The sequence below is a fragment of the Nocardiopsis sp. iso_40 genome, from assembly GCF_056173285.1.
Genome location: NZ_CM149666.1, coordinates 989,461 through 1,002,736, shown reverse-complemented (window position 1 = coordinate 1,002,736; position 13,276 = coordinate 989,461). Strand labels below are relative to the sequence as shown.

The following is a 13,276-nucleotide window of genomic DNA, read 5'->3' as shown; positions in this document are numbered from 1 at the left end:
GGTGTGGACCAGGCACGCCCAACAGGCGTCCATAGGTTACCGCTGCAACGGACAGACCGTGCCAACCACCTGCCGCTCACCCCGAATCCGTACCGTCCTCAGCTCCGCCCGGAGAGTCGCCCATCGCCTGGCCCCCAGAGGATGCCCCGTCCCGCTCACCCCGATCCCAGGGAGAGCACCCTCCCACTCACCTCCGCCCCAGGAGGAGCCTCTTCCTGCTTACCTTCACCCCAGGGGGTGTTCTTTCGTTCGGGCGCGGGAGTGTTCTGCAAGACGAGTCAAGCCGCCAGCGAGGAACGAGCCAGGCGTAGACGAGGATGAAGAACGCTCCCCTCAGGCGCCCGAACACGGTCCGAAGCGCCAGCGGAGGACCCAAGCAAACACAAACACGGGCCGAAGCGCCAGCGGAGGCCCAAAGCAAGCAGGAGGAAAAAAATGTCCGCAGGTCCGCGGGTGATCGCGGCGGTTCTGGCCGGAGGTGTCGGTGCCCGGATGGGCGCCCCCGCCCCCAAGCAGTTGTTGCCGCTGGACGGGCGGCCCATCATCGAGCACTCGATCGCGGCCTTCGAGGCCAGCCCCGAGGTGGACGAGATCGTCGTGCTGATGGTGGGCGAGTACGTGGGCCGGGTCGAGGAGATCGTCTCCGACGCCGGGTTCGCCAAGGTCTCGGCGGTCCTGCCCGGCGGGGCGACCAGAACGGAGACCTCGTACGCGGCGCTGTCCGCGACGGCTTCGGCGGCCGACTCCGACCTGGTCCTGCTGCACGACGCCGCGCGGCCGCTGGTCCGCCCGGCGACGATCGCCGCGTGCGTGCGCGCCCTGGGGGACGCAGGGGCCGTGGGGGTGGCGGTGCCCAGCGCCGACACCGTGGTCCGGGTGGCTCCCGGCAGGAGCGGCGGCGAGGCGATCGCGGCGACCCCGGACCGCTCCCGGCTGCGCAGGATGCAGACACCGCAGGGGTTCCGGCTGGGTGTGGTCCGGCGCGCCTACGAACTGGCGATGGCCGACCCCGGGCTGGTGGCCACCGACGACTGCGGGGTGGTGCTGCGTTACCTGCCCGAGGAGGAGGTCCGGATCGTGCCGGGTGAGGAGAGCAACATCAAGGTGACCAACCCGGGTGACGTGGAGGTCGCCGAGACCCTGCTGCGCCGGATGCGCGCGCACGCGGCCGCGGAGGCGCCCTCGGAAACTGGGAGAACGCTGTGAGCGGGGTCTTCGGGGCGGCCGAGGTGATCGGCCACCGGGGCGCGGGCCGGGGCGTGGTCGACGGCGCCCGGGAGAACACCCCCGCCTCGTTCGAGCTGGCCGCGCGGACCGGCGCCGACTGGGTCGAGATCGACGTGCGGCGCACCGCCGACGACCGGCTGGTGCTCTTCCACAACGCGGCACTGGACGACGGTCGAGCGGTCGTGGACCTGACCGAGGCGCAGTGCCGGGAGGCGGGGCTGTCCGGTCTGGAGGAGGGGCTGGCCGCGATCCCGGCCGAGGTGGGCCTGGACGTGGACGTCAAGACGGTGATGGAGGACGGGGTGGACGCCCCGGCGCGGCGGACACTCGCGCTCGTCCTGCCGTTCCTGCGCCGGGAGGCTAGACGTCGCCGACTGTTCGTCTGCTCCTTCGATCCCGGCCTTCTCCTGGGGGTGCGCGAGGGCGCGCCGGGGGTGGCGACCGCGTGGATGCCGTACGTGCGCAACCCCGCGGATTCGGCGGTCCCCGGCGCCGTGGGCATGGGCTGCCCGATCGTGGCGGTGGACGCCCGCGCGCTGGGTCTGGACGGGGATGCGGCCCGGCGGGGCCGCCGCAGCCTGGAGTACACGGTGGAGACTGCGCACCGGTCCGGACTGGAGATCATCTCCTGGTGCCCGGCCCCGGCGGACGCGGCCCGGTTCGCCGGGGCGGGGATGGACGCGGTGGTGGTGGACGACGTGCCCGGGACGGTGGCGGCTCTGGAGGGGGCCGGAACCACCGGAGAGGCCGGGTGAGACCGGCCGCGCCGCTCAGATCCGGTCGAGGAGTTCGGCTTTCTTGGTGCTGAACTCCTCGTCGGTGAGCAGGCCCTTGGCGTGGAGGTCGCCGAGCCGTTCGATCTGCTCGAAGATCCATGTGGTGTCGGCGGGCTGTGGCGGGGCCCCGCCGTCGCCTGGTCCGCCGTCTGCGGCGTCCGCGCCTGTGTCACCGGGCAGGTCCGTGGTGGGACGGGGGCCGCGTACGGCCTCCAGGGCGGTGCGTGCCGCGTTCTTCCACCACTCCGGGTCGTCGAAACCGGGCCCGGCGCCGTCCTGGACGGCCTCGCCGGATCCGAGTGCGGCGCGGGTGGCCGCGCCCAGGGCCCAGCGGTGCGCGGTGACGGTCGCGGCGAGCAGGAAGGCCTGGTGGCTCTCGTTGCCGCCGTCACCCGCCCGCAGCACGTTGAGGTCGTTCTTGGGTTTGGCCGCGTCCGCGGTCCCCTCGGCGATGATGCGCACGAAACCCCACCCCCAGTCGTCGAGGGGCGCCCACTCCACTCCGGTGATGTCGGCGAGGTCGTACTCGCGGCGCTGTTTCTTCTTCTTGTAGCCGCTCGCGTGGGCTCCCGCCCAGACCAGGGTCAGCCGGTCGGGTTCCAGGCGGGCGGTTCCCTCACAGGTGCGGATGTGCAGGGGTAGCGCGGGAACGAGACGGGTGGGGGTGGCCGGGTCCGGTTCCGCGGCCCGGCCGGCGGCGAAGCGGATCTGGTCGGCGAGGTACTCGGCGACCAGCTCGGTCCTGGCGGGACCGGTCAGCCGGAAGGGCTGGGCCTTGTCGTCGAGGGCGGCGCCGACGGCGGCGTAGGGGTCCATGCGCTCGTGCAGCCGCAGGTTCATGATCCAGCCGTTCCTGCGCCCGGCACCGGGACGGAAGTCCACGTCCTGGACCGCACAGACGGGGACGTCCATCCTTTCGAGGAGTTTGAGCAGCGGACTCCTGAACCAGCCCTTGGTCTCGTACCTGATGGCGATCGACTGACTGTCGAACACCCAGGACGCCTGGTCTCCGCGCAACTCGTCCATGCCGCCCTCTCCGCTTCCGCCTTCACCGACCTGCCTAGCAGAACGTCCGCCCCCGATCGAGGGCGGACGTCGTCCGGATACGGCCGTTACCGGCCCGGGGCGGATCAGGCCCGGGTGGACTGGGCGGAGCGCGAGTCGGCGCCGAGCCCGGGCGGGCTGGTGATGAAGCCGACGCCCCACGACATGTGCATGGTGGCGAGCGCGGCCGGGATCAGCGGCCACGAGGGGGCGGGCAGACCGCGGGCGAGCGGGACCGAAGCGGCCGTGATCAGGGCCAGGTAGGCGGCGGGCACCAGCCACAGCGGCCAGAGGAACACCCCTCCGACCAGACCCGCGACGATTCCGGCCACGGCCGCGGGCGGGGCCAGGTAGCGCAGGTTGATGGTGCCCCTGTGCTGGCGGGCGACCACGCGCCGCCAGCGGCCGTAGTGGAAGTACTGCTTGGCGAGCAGGCGCATGTTGCGGCGCGGACGGTAGGAGACCCGCATCCGGGGCTGGAACCACACGGTGCCGCCGGTGGTGCGGATGCGGTGGTTCATCTCCCAGTCCTGCGCCCGCAGGAAGGCCTCGTCGTAGCCGCCGACCCGGTCCAGGGCCGAGCGGCGGAAGACGCCGAGGTAGACGGTGTCGGCGGGGCCGCCCTCGCCGCCGGTGTGGAAGCGGGCGTTGCCCACGCCGACCTTGGAGGTCATGGCCGCGGCGACGGCCTTCTCCCAGGGGGTGGTGCCCTCCGCGGCCATGATGCCGCCGACGTTGTCGGCTCCGGTCTCGTCGAGGGTCTCCACCGCCACCCGGAGGTAGTCGGAGGGCATCATCGCGTGGCCGTCGATGCGAGCGATGATGTCGTGTGAGCAGGCCCCGATGGCGGCGTTCAGCGCTGCGGGGGTCCTGCCGGTGGGGTTGTCCACCACCTTGACCCGGGGGTCGGCCGCGGCGAGGCCGTCGGCGACCTCGCGGGTGCGGTCCGAGGAGGGGCCGACGCCCAGAACGACTTCGAGCTCGCCCGGGTACTCCTGGGCGAGGACGTGCTCCACCGCTGCGGCGAGGTGGCGCTCTTCGTTCAGTACGGGCATGACGACGGAGACAGGCGGCCAGGACACGGGCACTTCCCAAGGTCAAGACGTGTCGGGACTGCGCGGGCCACGGGGGTTCCGCGCGCGCTCAACGGTACTGCACGCGCACCCACCGCTCATCCGTGCCGCCCGGGTGTGCGGATGTGCCGGGTGGGGAAGGGTTTTCGAGACGTTTGGGTCCTGGCGAACGCTTCCGCTGCCGGTTGCGTCACACCCAAAGGGGAGAACAACACGCCGATGGTCGACATCCCGCGCCCTTCGGCCGATCGGGTGACAACCTAGGTACCGAGGACACCGTTGAACGGGTGGGACGGGGATGCCGATGAGCGACGACGACGCCGGACGGCACGGGCCAACGGGCGAGTTCCGGCGCGAGCGCTCACAGCCCCTGCCCCCCGACGGGCGGCGCTCCACCCGGTCCGGCAGGGTCACCGTGCCCGACGCGCGGATCCGCCGCCACCGCAACGGCCTGCTCCTGATGGGTGTGCTCTCGGTGCTGGTCCTGCTCGCCTCGGGCACCTCGTGGGCGATCACCGGGTGGATGTCGGGTTCCCTCAACCGGTTCGACGTGTTCGGCGGCATGGCCGACGGCGACCGCCCCGAGGAGACCGGCGGCCTGACCTTCCTCGTGATCGGCTCCGACAGCCGGGACGAGATGAGCAGGGAGGACAAGAACGCGCTGAGCGTGGGGTCCACCCCCGGGCAGCGTTCGGACACCATCATGCTGGTGCGCCTCAACCACGAACGCGACCACCTCACCGTGGTGGGTATCCCCCGTGACCTGTGGGTGGAAGTACCCGGCGAGGGCGAGGACAAGATCAACGCCGCCTACGCCTACGGCGGCCCCCAGCTCGCGGTCCAGACGGTGGAGTCGGTCACCGACGTGCGGATCGACCACTACGTCGAGGTGGACTTCAGCGGCTTCGTGGACGTGGTGGACTCCCTGGACGGCATCGACGTGTGCCTGCCCGAGGCGATCGAGGACCCCAAGGCGCACCTGGACATGGCGGCCGGAACACACCGGGTGGACGGGACCGAGGCGCTGGCCTTCGCCCGGACCCGGGCCACCCCCCGCGGGGACCTGGACCGGATCGACCGGCAGCAGCAGGTGCTGTCGGCGATGCTCGACCGGGCGATGAGCACCGAGACGCTCTCCGACCCGGTCAAGCTGACCGCCTTCCTGGACAGCGCCCTGTCCTCGGTGACCGTGGACGAAGGGCTGGACACCAGCACCATCAACGACCTCGCCTACCAGATGCGCGACCTCGACCTGAGGGACGTCACCTTCGCCCAGGTGCCCATCGCCGACATGAATCACTGGACGCCGCGCGGCGACGTCGCCCTGCTGTGGGACGAGCCCGCCGCGCGGGAGATGTTCGCGGCGGTCAACGCGGACCGCCCGCTGGTCGAACCGGCGCCCGGGGACGACGCCGGAGCGGAGGAGGAACCGGTTCCGGGCGACATCAGTCTCCGGGTGTTCAACGGCACCGCCGCCCCCGGTCTGGGCGCCCGGCTGGACGGGCAGCTCGGCGCGGCCGGGTTCGACGTCACGGACGGCGCGGAGAACTGGAGCCGCCATGACGTGGCGCGCACCGAGGTCAGGTACGGTCCGGGCGAGGAGCGCGCCGCCGAGTACGTCGCCGGGACGCTCCCGGGGTCGGAGACGGTGGAGGACGACACCCTGGACGACGACCTCCAGGTCGTGATCGGATTCAACCACACGAGGTTCGAGGCCCCCGAGGTCGAGGAGACCCAGCCGGAGGAGGAGCCCTCCGAGGAGGGCGCGCTGGCCACCACGACCGCTAGGGACAACGTCTGCGGGTGATCCCCGCGAAGGAAGGGGTCGCGTGCTCCGCCACCTGGTCGGTCTGCTCGCCGGTATCGCCCTGGCCCCGGTGTTGTGGGTCGGTGCCGCCTGGGCGGCCGACCTCTTCCCGAAGATCACCCAGGGTGATGTAAGTGTGACGACGGTGTTGTCCGTGGTGGTTCTGTGCCTGTTGGGGTTTGTCGGCGCCTACCTGGTGGGATCGAGGCTCTCGCCCCTGGTCGCGGGCGCGTCCGGGGCCCTGCTGGCGGCGCTGTGCCTGTGGCCGGTCTTCTCCCCGGAGTCCATGGGTGCCGCCCTGTACTGGCTCAACAACGGGAGCTTCCTCTACCCGAGCGGCGAGGGTCTCGGGGTGGCCCTGCCCCTGGGCGTGCTGCTGCTGGGCTCGGCGATGCTGCCGAACCGCTGGCGGACCGCCTCGCAGGACTCCGGCCCGCCCGGCGCCCCTCCCCGGGAGCGCGTGGTCGCGAACAGCCGCCGTGAACGCCGCCCCGCCGAGGGGGAACAGGTCCTCCCCGCCGCCGACCCGCCCTGGAACGACGGCGGCCCGGTGGGCGACACGGTTCCGGAGGTGCCGCCGCCCACCTCGCCCGTACGCGGGTATGACGATCCGAACAAGACCACGACACCGTTTCGTCGCGGGGAGTCCGGCGCCGAGTGGACCCCGCTGGACGAGGACCCGGGCCGGACACGCCCCTTCGGTGACGGCAGCCTCTGAGACGGCGCTCACAGTGCCGGTGCCGGCACTCCTCCCCCGGTGCGGACCGTCCCCCGCACGCCGGTAATCTGTGCGCCTGACTGTTCACGTGTTGTTCGGTCACGCGCCAAACCCCGACGCGTAGGGTGATGCACCGTCCCCCACGGGCACCCGTCGGCCGAACCATGTCCGTTTTCTGCCCTCGTGCGGGATGTGATCCGCCATGAGCGGGAACAACCAGCACACGAGGCGCGTGCGGAAGCGAGGAAGGAACCCCCAGTGGTCGAAGCGGAACGTATGCGGGTCTGCGTCATCGGGACCGGCTACCTTGGCGCCACCACGGCCGCCTGCCTGTCCGAGATGGGCTTCGAGGTCATCGGCCTCGACGTCGACGAGGCCAAGATCGACATGCTCCGCTCCGGCAGGGTCCCCTTCTACGAGCCCGGGCTGGACGAGCTGCTGGCCGAGAACCTCAAGACCGGCCGCCTGCACTTCACCACGGACTTCGCGGAGGCCGCCGACTTCGCCGACCTGCACCTGATCTGTGTGGGCACACCGCAGCGCGACGACTCCGGCGCCGCGGACCTGCGCTACGTGAACTCCGCCGTGGAATGCCTGGCACCGCACCTGAAACGGCCGACCGTGGTCGTGGGCCGCTCCACCGTCCCGGTGGGCACCGCCGCCACACTGGCCGCACGGCTGGCCGCGCTCGCCCCCGCGGGCGAGGAGGCCGAGCTGGGTTGGAGCCCGGAGTTCCTCCGTGAGGGCTTCGGCGTGGAGGACACCCTGCGGCCCAACCGGATCGTGATCGGCACCAACTCCCCGCGGGTGGAGAAGGCCGTCCGCGCGCTCTGGCAGCAGCAGGTCGACGAGGGCACCCCGTTCCTGGTCACCGACCTGCAGACCGCCGAACTGGTCAAGGTGTCGGCCAACGCGTTCCTGGCGACCAAGATCTCCTTCATCAACGCCATGGCCGAGGTGTCCGAGGTCGCGGGTGCCGACGTCATCCAGCTGGCCGAGGCGCTGTCCTACGACGACCGCATCGGCGGCAAGTTCCTCGGCCCCGGCCTGGGTTTCGGCGGCGGCTGCCTGCCCAAGGACATCCGGGCGTTCATGGCCCGCGCCGACGAACTGGGCGTGGAGCCGGCGCTGTCGTTCCTGCGCGAGGTGGACGCGATCAACCAGCGCCGCCGGGCGCGCACGATCGACATCGCCCGCCAGCTGATCGGCGGCAACTTCGCCGGGCGCACCGTCACGGTCCTGGGTGCGGCGTTCAAGCCCAACTCCGACGACATCCGCGACTCGCCCGCCCTGGACGTGGCCGCCACCATCGCCTCCCTGGGCGCGCACGTGACGGTCTACGACCCGCAGGCGCTGGAGCGGGCCCGCGAGGCGCACCCGGAGCTGAACTACGCGACCTCCATGCTGGACGCCGCCCGCGACGCGGACGTGGTCCTGCTGCTCACCGAGTGGGCGGAGTTCCGCGAGGCCAACCCGGAGGAGCTGGCCTCGGTGGTGGCGCAGAAGCGGATCGTGGACGGCCGCAACGCCCTGGACCCGACGTTCTGGCGCGCCTCCGGCTGGACCTACCGCGCCCTGGGCCGCCAGTAGGCTCCCTACCGCACTCGCGAACACGCCGAACGGCCGCTCCGGAAGGGGCGGCCGTTCCCGTGTTCGCGGGGCGGTGGCACCCCGCACATGATTCACTTCGTTCCGTAGTTCTTTGATGACCCTCTGCATTCAAGGGGGTCGAGAGACCCGAACGGAGTCCGATGTCGAAGTTCCCCGTGGTGGTCGGCACCGCCGTCGCCCTGCTGATGGCCGCACCCCCGGCCCTGGCCGCTGGGACCGTACCGGCCCCGCCCGCCGTCCAGTCCGCCGAGTGCCCGGTCCTGACGCCGCCGCCCGGCGAGGAGGACCTGGAACGCTACCTGTGCGGTGATCGCCGCCTGGGCCCGGCCGAGCTACCCTCCGAAGGGCCGGTCGGCACCCTGGTGGAGGGCTATGACCGGTTCGGCGGCCTCTCCCCCGCCGAGTTCCTGGAACGGTGGTGGGCCGCCGACGGGAGCTGGGACTACCCCGAGCACGACGGTTTCGCGGTCTCCGACGGTCGGCCCCTGAAGGAGCTCCAGGAGTTGCCCCGGGGGTGGATGCTGGACCGGTTCGGCTCTCCCCGGGGTTCGTTCCTCGCCCCCGCGGGCGCGCCGTACTCCGAGCGGGCGCTGCCGCCGGACTCGCTGAACACCTGGCCGGACGGGCCCGAGCACAACTACAACTGCTACGAGGTGGCCCTGCCCGTGGACGCGTGGGTCGGCCCGATCGCCCCGCACTTCGAGCAGCCCGGCGGCGGCGAGCAGCTCCTGGTCCCCGCGGAGGAGGTGCCCGAGGCCGGGGGCGACGGGTACGTCCCGGTCAACAGCCTCCTGGAGTGGGGTTACCTGGAGCAGCGCCCCGCTGAGGAGTGCGTGCGCGCCGAGGGATACACCCTGAACACCTGACCCGGCACGAACGTCACGCTCGCGGCCGCTCCGCGCCGGGGCTTCGAGTTCCCTGGGGCTCGGTCCCGGCGGGGAGGCGGCGCAGCGCGACCAGGACCAGGACCGCCACGGCGGTGAGCACGGCGGCACCGGTCAGGGCGGCGGTGGCGACCCCCGACGTGTAGGCGGCGAAGGCCGTGTCCAGAAGGTCCCGGGCCTGCGGCTCCGGAAGGTGCGCCGCGGTGGCGGCCGCCCCCGCGACGGTTTCCAGGGCGGCCCCGTCCGCCTCCGGCAGGGCCCGCTCCACACCGGACCGGTAGAGCGAGGCGGCGATGGTGCCGAGGGTGGCGATGCCCAGCGCGGCACCGAGCTCGGTGCTGGTCTCGGACACCCCGGCCGCCGCGCCCGCGCGCTCGGGCGGGGCGGTGGCCAGGACGAGTGTGTTGGCCAGGGTCGCCACTACCCCGATGCCGAGGGTGACCACGGTGTACCCGGCCAGGAACGGCAGGATGCCGCTGTCGGCTCCGGCTCCCACGAGACCGAAGCCGGCCGCGCCCACGAGCAGCCCGAGGCCCATGAGCCGGGCCGGGCGGATCCGGTCGGCGAGGGAGCCGGCGAGGGCTGCGCCCAGAACGGTTCCGAGGATGGTGGGCAGGGCGTACAGGGCCGCGGCCAGTGGGCTGAGTCCGTGTACGACCTGGAGGTACGTGAAGGTCAGCAGGCCGAGTCCGGCCACGGCGAAGGCGACGACGGTGTTGCCCGCCACGGAGGCGGCGAAGGCGGGCCGGGTGAACAGGGAGATGTCGATGAGCGGGTGCTCCGCGCGCCGTTGGCGGACCACGAAGGCGGCGAGGAAGACCAGGCCGACGACGAGGGCGAGGGCCGCGGTCCCGTCGGCGCCGTACTCCACGAAGCGCTTGGCGGCGTAGACCAGGCCGAGCACGGCCGTGAGCGAGGTGGCCGCGCCGAACAGGTCGAAGGCGGCACCGGCGGGGTTGCGGGACTCGGGCAGCAGGAAGGGGGCCGCGAGGAGCAGCAGGGCCATGAACGGCAGGTTGATCAGGAAGACCGCCCCCCAGGCGAAGAACTCCAGCAGGGCCCCGCCGATGATCGGGCCGATGACGGCGCCGCCGGTGAAGGCGACGGTCCAGAGCCCGACGGCGGTTCGGCGCTGGACGGGGTCGGTGAACAGGGCGCGGATGAGCGAGAGGGTGGAGGGGGCCAGGGTGGCGGCCCCGACGCCGAGCAGGGCGCGCCCGGCGACGAACAGTTCCGCGGTGGGCGCCAGGGCCAGCAGGACGGAGGCCGCCCCGAAGGCCAGGGCCCCGCCGAGCAGGAGCCGCCTGCGGCCGAGCCGGTCGCCGAGGCTGCCCATGGTGACGAGGAGTCCGGCCAGGACGAAGCCGTAGACGTCCATCATCCACAGCCACTGGGTGGCGCTGGGGTCGAGGTCCCGGGCGATGGCGGGCGCGGCGACGAAGAGGACCGACAGATCCATGGAGACCAGTAGCGCGGGGATCAGCAGCAGGGACAGCCCGATCCACGTGCGGCCGGCGGCGCGCTGGTGTGGCGTTGTCGTGTGCATGCAATTGATCGTACGTGCGTACAAATCAGCGGTCAATATGTACGTACGTCAAAATGTTAGGCTGTAGGCATGAGCCAACGTGAGGACCTGCTGGCGGGCGCGAGGAAGTGCCTGGCGGAGAAGGGCTACAGCAAGACCACCGCCCGGGACATCGCCGCCGCCTCGGGCGCGCACCTGGCGTCCATCGGATACCACTTCGGGTCCAAGGACAACCTCATGAACACCGCGGTCCTCGAAGCGACCAGCGACTGGGGCGACGTCTTCGAGGAGGCCGTGCGGGAGGCCGTCACCGAGAGCCCCGAGGAACGGGCCCGCCTCCTGGTCACCGCGCTCCTCGAAACCCTCCCCGAGCAGCGGGACCTCCTGGTCGCGAGCGTCCAGGCCTACGCACAGGCCCAGTTCGACGAGGACGTGCGCACGGCGCTCCGGGAGGGGATCGGCGAGGGCCGCCGCGCACTGGCCGCGCTCGTCCTCGGCCTGCCCCCCGAACGGATCGACCCCGGTACCGCCGCCGGGCTGGGATCGATGCTCTACAACATCGTCAGCGGGTACGTGCTCCAGTACCTCGTCGACCCGGACTCCCTGCCCACCGTCGACCAGGCGATGGACGGCCTGCGGGCCCTTCTGTCCGAGGGCGGCCCGGAGCCGGCCGGGGGCGCGGCGGGCTGAGACCGCCGGAAGGCGGCGCGCGCCCGGCCCGCACCCGCGGCTGCCCCGGACGGTCCGCTAGCGGCCGAAACCCATGGCCGAGTCGCCGTTGGACACCTCGCGGCGCAGCCGCTCGCCCTTGGCGTGCGCCTGCTCCCTGAGCTCCTCCTGGAACCTGGCCATGCGCTCGGCCAGCTCCGGGTCGTGCGCGGCGAGCTGGCGAACGGCCAGCAGACCGGCGTTGCGGGCCGCGCCCACCGCGACCGTGGCCACCGGGACCCCGGCGGGCATCTGCACGATGGACAGCAGCGAGTCCATCCCGTCCAGGTACTTGAGCGGCACCGGGACGCCGATCACCGGCAGAGTGGTGACCGAGGCCAGCATCCCGGGCAGGTGGGCCGCGCCCCCCGCCCCCGCGATGATCGCCTTGAGCCCCCGGCCGGCGGCCTCGGCCCCGTAGGAGACCATCTCGTGCGGCATGCGGTGCGCGGAGACCACGTCGGCCTCGAACGGGACACCGAACTCCTTCAACGCCTCGGCCGCCTCGCGCATCACCGGCCAGTCGGAGTCGGACCCCATCACGATGCCCACCACGGGCTTGCTGTCGGTCACTTCTGTTCTCCTCGCAGATAGCTGGCGGCGTCACGGGCGCGCTCCAGGAGGTCCCGGTAGTCGTCGCCCATGACGGTGACATGCCCGATCTTGCGGCCCGGACGCACCTCCTTGCCGTAGAGGTGCACCTTCACCTCGGGGTCCTTGGCCATGACGTGCAGGTAGCGGCGGTAGACCTCGGGATCCTCGCCGCCCAGCAGGTTGGCCATGACGGTGTAGGGGGCGTTGGTCCGCGGCGAGCCCAGGGGAAGGTTCAGGACCGCGCGCAGGTGCTGCTCGAACTGGGAGGTGCGGGCGCCCTCGATGCTCCAGTGCCCGGAGTTGTGCGGGCGCATGGCCAGCTCGTTGACGACCACGTCGTCCTCGGTCTCGAACAGCTCGACGGCCAGTACACCGGTGACGTCCAGGGCCTGGGCGATCTCGATGGCCAACTGCTGGGCGCGCAGGGCCTTGTCCTCCGGCAGATCCGGCGCGGGAGCGATCACCTCGTGGCAGATCCCGCCGCGCTGCACCGTCTCCACGACCGGGTAGACGGCCACCTGGCCGTGCGGGGAACGGGCCACCTGCACGGCGAGTTCACGGCTGAAGGCCACCTTCTCCTCGACCAGGAGCGGCACCTCCTCCGCGGCCGCGCGGTCCACGACCCCGCGGGCCTGCCCCGCGTCCCCGACGACCCACACGCCCTTGCCGTCGTAGCCGCCGCGCGCCGCCTTGAGCACCACCGGCCAGCCGGCCCCCTCCGCGAACCCGGTGACGTGTTCGAGGGTGGTCACCGCCCGCCAGCGGGGGGAGGGTGCGCCGAGCTCGGCCATGCGGGTGCGCATGCGGAGCTTGTCCTGGGCGAAACGGAGGGCGTCACGGCCCGGGCGCAGCAGCCCGCCCGCCTCCTCCACCGCGCGGAGGACGGGTTCGGGTACGTGTTCGTGGTCGAAGGTGACCACGTCGTGGGCCTTGGCGAAGGCCAGGACGTCGTCGAGGCCGCGGTCGTCGCCCAGGGTGACGCCACCGCAGACCAGGGCCGCGCTGTCGGTGGGGCTGGCCGCCAGCACCGAGAAGTCCACTCCCAGTCCGATGCCCGCCTGGTGGGTCATCCGGGAGAGTTGCCCTCCGCCCACCATTCCTACGCGGGGGACGATGCGGTTACGCTCGCTCACAGTTCCTCAACTCAATGCTCGTCAACCGCGGATGCGGGGCGGTCCCGCACATGGCGGAACCTGGCCGTTCGGCTCGGAACCCGCGGCCGGGGTGTCTGTCGCAGCCCCGGTTAGAGTCTAGGGCGTGCGGGCGGGGAGCTCCCAAGGCCGCTCCCCCTCGACCGTGACCCCACCAG

General features: G+C 72.1%; 12 protein-coding genes. 7 read left to right on the top strand and 5 right to left on the bottom strand.

What is annotated here, in order from left to right:
- Nucleotides 1-435: 435 nt before the first annotated feature.
- Nucleotides 436-1,206, top strand: coding sequence for an IspD/TarI family cytidylyltransferase (locus AC0VYD_RS04405; RefSeq protein WP_475478711.1), 771 nt, complete (start codon nucleotides 436-438; stop codon nucleotides 1,204-1,206).
- Nucleotides 1,203-1,982 carry a glycerophosphodiester phosphodiesterase gene (locus AC0VYD_RS04400; RefSeq protein WP_475478710.1) on the top strand — a complete coding sequence of 260 codons (780 nt, stop codon included), beginning with the start codon at nucleotides 1,203-1,205 and terminating at the stop codon, nucleotides 1,980-1,982. Before AC0VYD_RS04405 ends, AC0VYD_RS04400 begins: the two co-directional genes overlap by 4 nt.
- A 15-nt stretch (nucleotides 1,983-1,997) precedes the next feature.
- Here AC0VYD_RS04400 and AC0VYD_RS04395 read toward each other — a convergent pair whose 3' ends face one another.
- Together AC0VYD_RS04395 and AC0VYD_RS04390 are read right to left on the bottom strand one after the other, a co-directional pair.
- Nucleotides 1,998-3,029 carry a DUF4429 domain-containing protein gene (locus tag AC0VYD_RS04395; RefSeq protein WP_475478709.1) on the bottom strand — a complete coding sequence of 344 codons (1,032 nt, stop codon included), beginning with the start codon at nucleotides 3,027-3,029 and terminating at the stop codon, nucleotides 1,998-2,000.
- 104 nt (nucleotides 3,030-3,133) lie between these two features.
- A complete protein-coding gene (locus tag AC0VYD_RS04390; RefSeq protein WP_475478708.1) occupies nucleotides 3,134-4,129 on the bottom strand; it encodes a glycosyltransferase family 2 protein in 996 nt (331 codons plus the stop codon).
- A gap of 295 nt (nucleotides 4,130-4,424) precedes the next feature.
- Between AC0VYD_RS04390 and AC0VYD_RS04385 the strand changes: the two genes are divergently transcribed.
- From AC0VYD_RS04385 to AC0VYD_RS04370, 4 genes are all read left to right on the top strand, one after another.
- Complete coding sequence (locus tag AC0VYD_RS04385) at nucleotides 4,425-5,927, top strand: LCP family protein (RefSeq protein ID WP_475478707.1); 1,503 nt, start codon at nucleotides 4,425-4,427, stop codon at nucleotides 5,925-5,927.
- Between the two features lie 22 nt (nucleotides 5,928-5,949).
- The gene (locus AC0VYD_RS04380) at nucleotides 5,950-6,645 is read left to right on the top strand and encodes a YIP1 family protein (RefSeq protein ID WP_475478706.1); all 696 of its coding nucleotides are present in this window, start codon (nucleotides 5,950-5,952) and stop codon (nucleotides 6,643-6,645) included.
- Nucleotides 6,646-6,828: 183 nt separating this feature from the next.
- Nucleotides 6,829-8,235, top strand: coding sequence for a UDP-glucose dehydrogenase family protein (locus tag AC0VYD_RS04375; RefSeq protein ID WP_475478705.1), 1,407 nt, complete (start codon nucleotides 6,829-6,831; stop codon nucleotides 8,233-8,235).
- A gap of 161 nt (nucleotides 8,236-8,396) precedes the next feature.
- Entirely contained in the window at nucleotides 8,397-9,122 is a 726-nt protein-coding gene (locus AC0VYD_RS04370; RefSeq protein WP_475478704.1) for a TNT domain-containing protein, read from the top strand.
- A 13-nt stretch (nucleotides 9,123-9,135) separates the two neighbouring features.
- On the opposite strand, the gene AC0VYD_RS04365 is transcribed toward AC0VYD_RS04370, so the two are convergent.
- Nucleotides 9,136-10,686, bottom strand: coding sequence for an MFS transporter (locus tag AC0VYD_RS04365; protein ID WP_475478703.1), 1,551 nt, complete (start codon nucleotides 10,684-10,686; stop codon nucleotides 9,136-9,138).
- A 69-nt stretch (nucleotides 10,687-10,755) separates the two neighbouring features.
- Between AC0VYD_RS04365 and AC0VYD_RS04360 the strand changes: the two genes are divergently transcribed.
- Nucleotides 10,756-11,355 carry a TetR/AcrR family transcriptional regulator gene (locus AC0VYD_RS04360; RefSeq protein ID WP_475478702.1) on the top strand — a complete coding sequence of 200 codons (600 nt, stop codon included), beginning with the start codon at nucleotides 10,756-10,758 and terminating at the stop codon, nucleotides 11,353-11,355.
- A 57-nt stretch (nucleotides 11,356-11,412) separates the two neighbouring features.
- Here AC0VYD_RS04360 and purE read toward each other — a convergent pair whose 3' ends face one another.
- Together purE and AC0VYD_RS04350 are read right to left on the bottom strand one after the other, a co-directional pair.
- Nucleotides 11,413-11,946, bottom strand: a complete 534-nt coding sequence (purE, locus tag AC0VYD_RS04355; RefSeq protein ID WP_475478701.1) for a 5-(carboxyamino)imidazole ribonucleotide mutase — start codon at nucleotides 11,944-11,946, stop codon at nucleotides 11,413-11,415.
- Nucleotides 11,943-13,100, bottom strand: coding sequence for a 5-(carboxyamino)imidazole ribonucleotide synthase (locus tag AC0VYD_RS04350; protein WP_475478700.1), 1,158 nt, complete (start codon nucleotides 13,098-13,100; stop codon nucleotides 11,943-11,945). The genes purE and AC0VYD_RS04350 overlap by 4 nt, the downstream gene beginning before the upstream one ends.
- Between the last annotated feature and the right edge of the window lie 176 nt (nucleotides 13,101-13,276).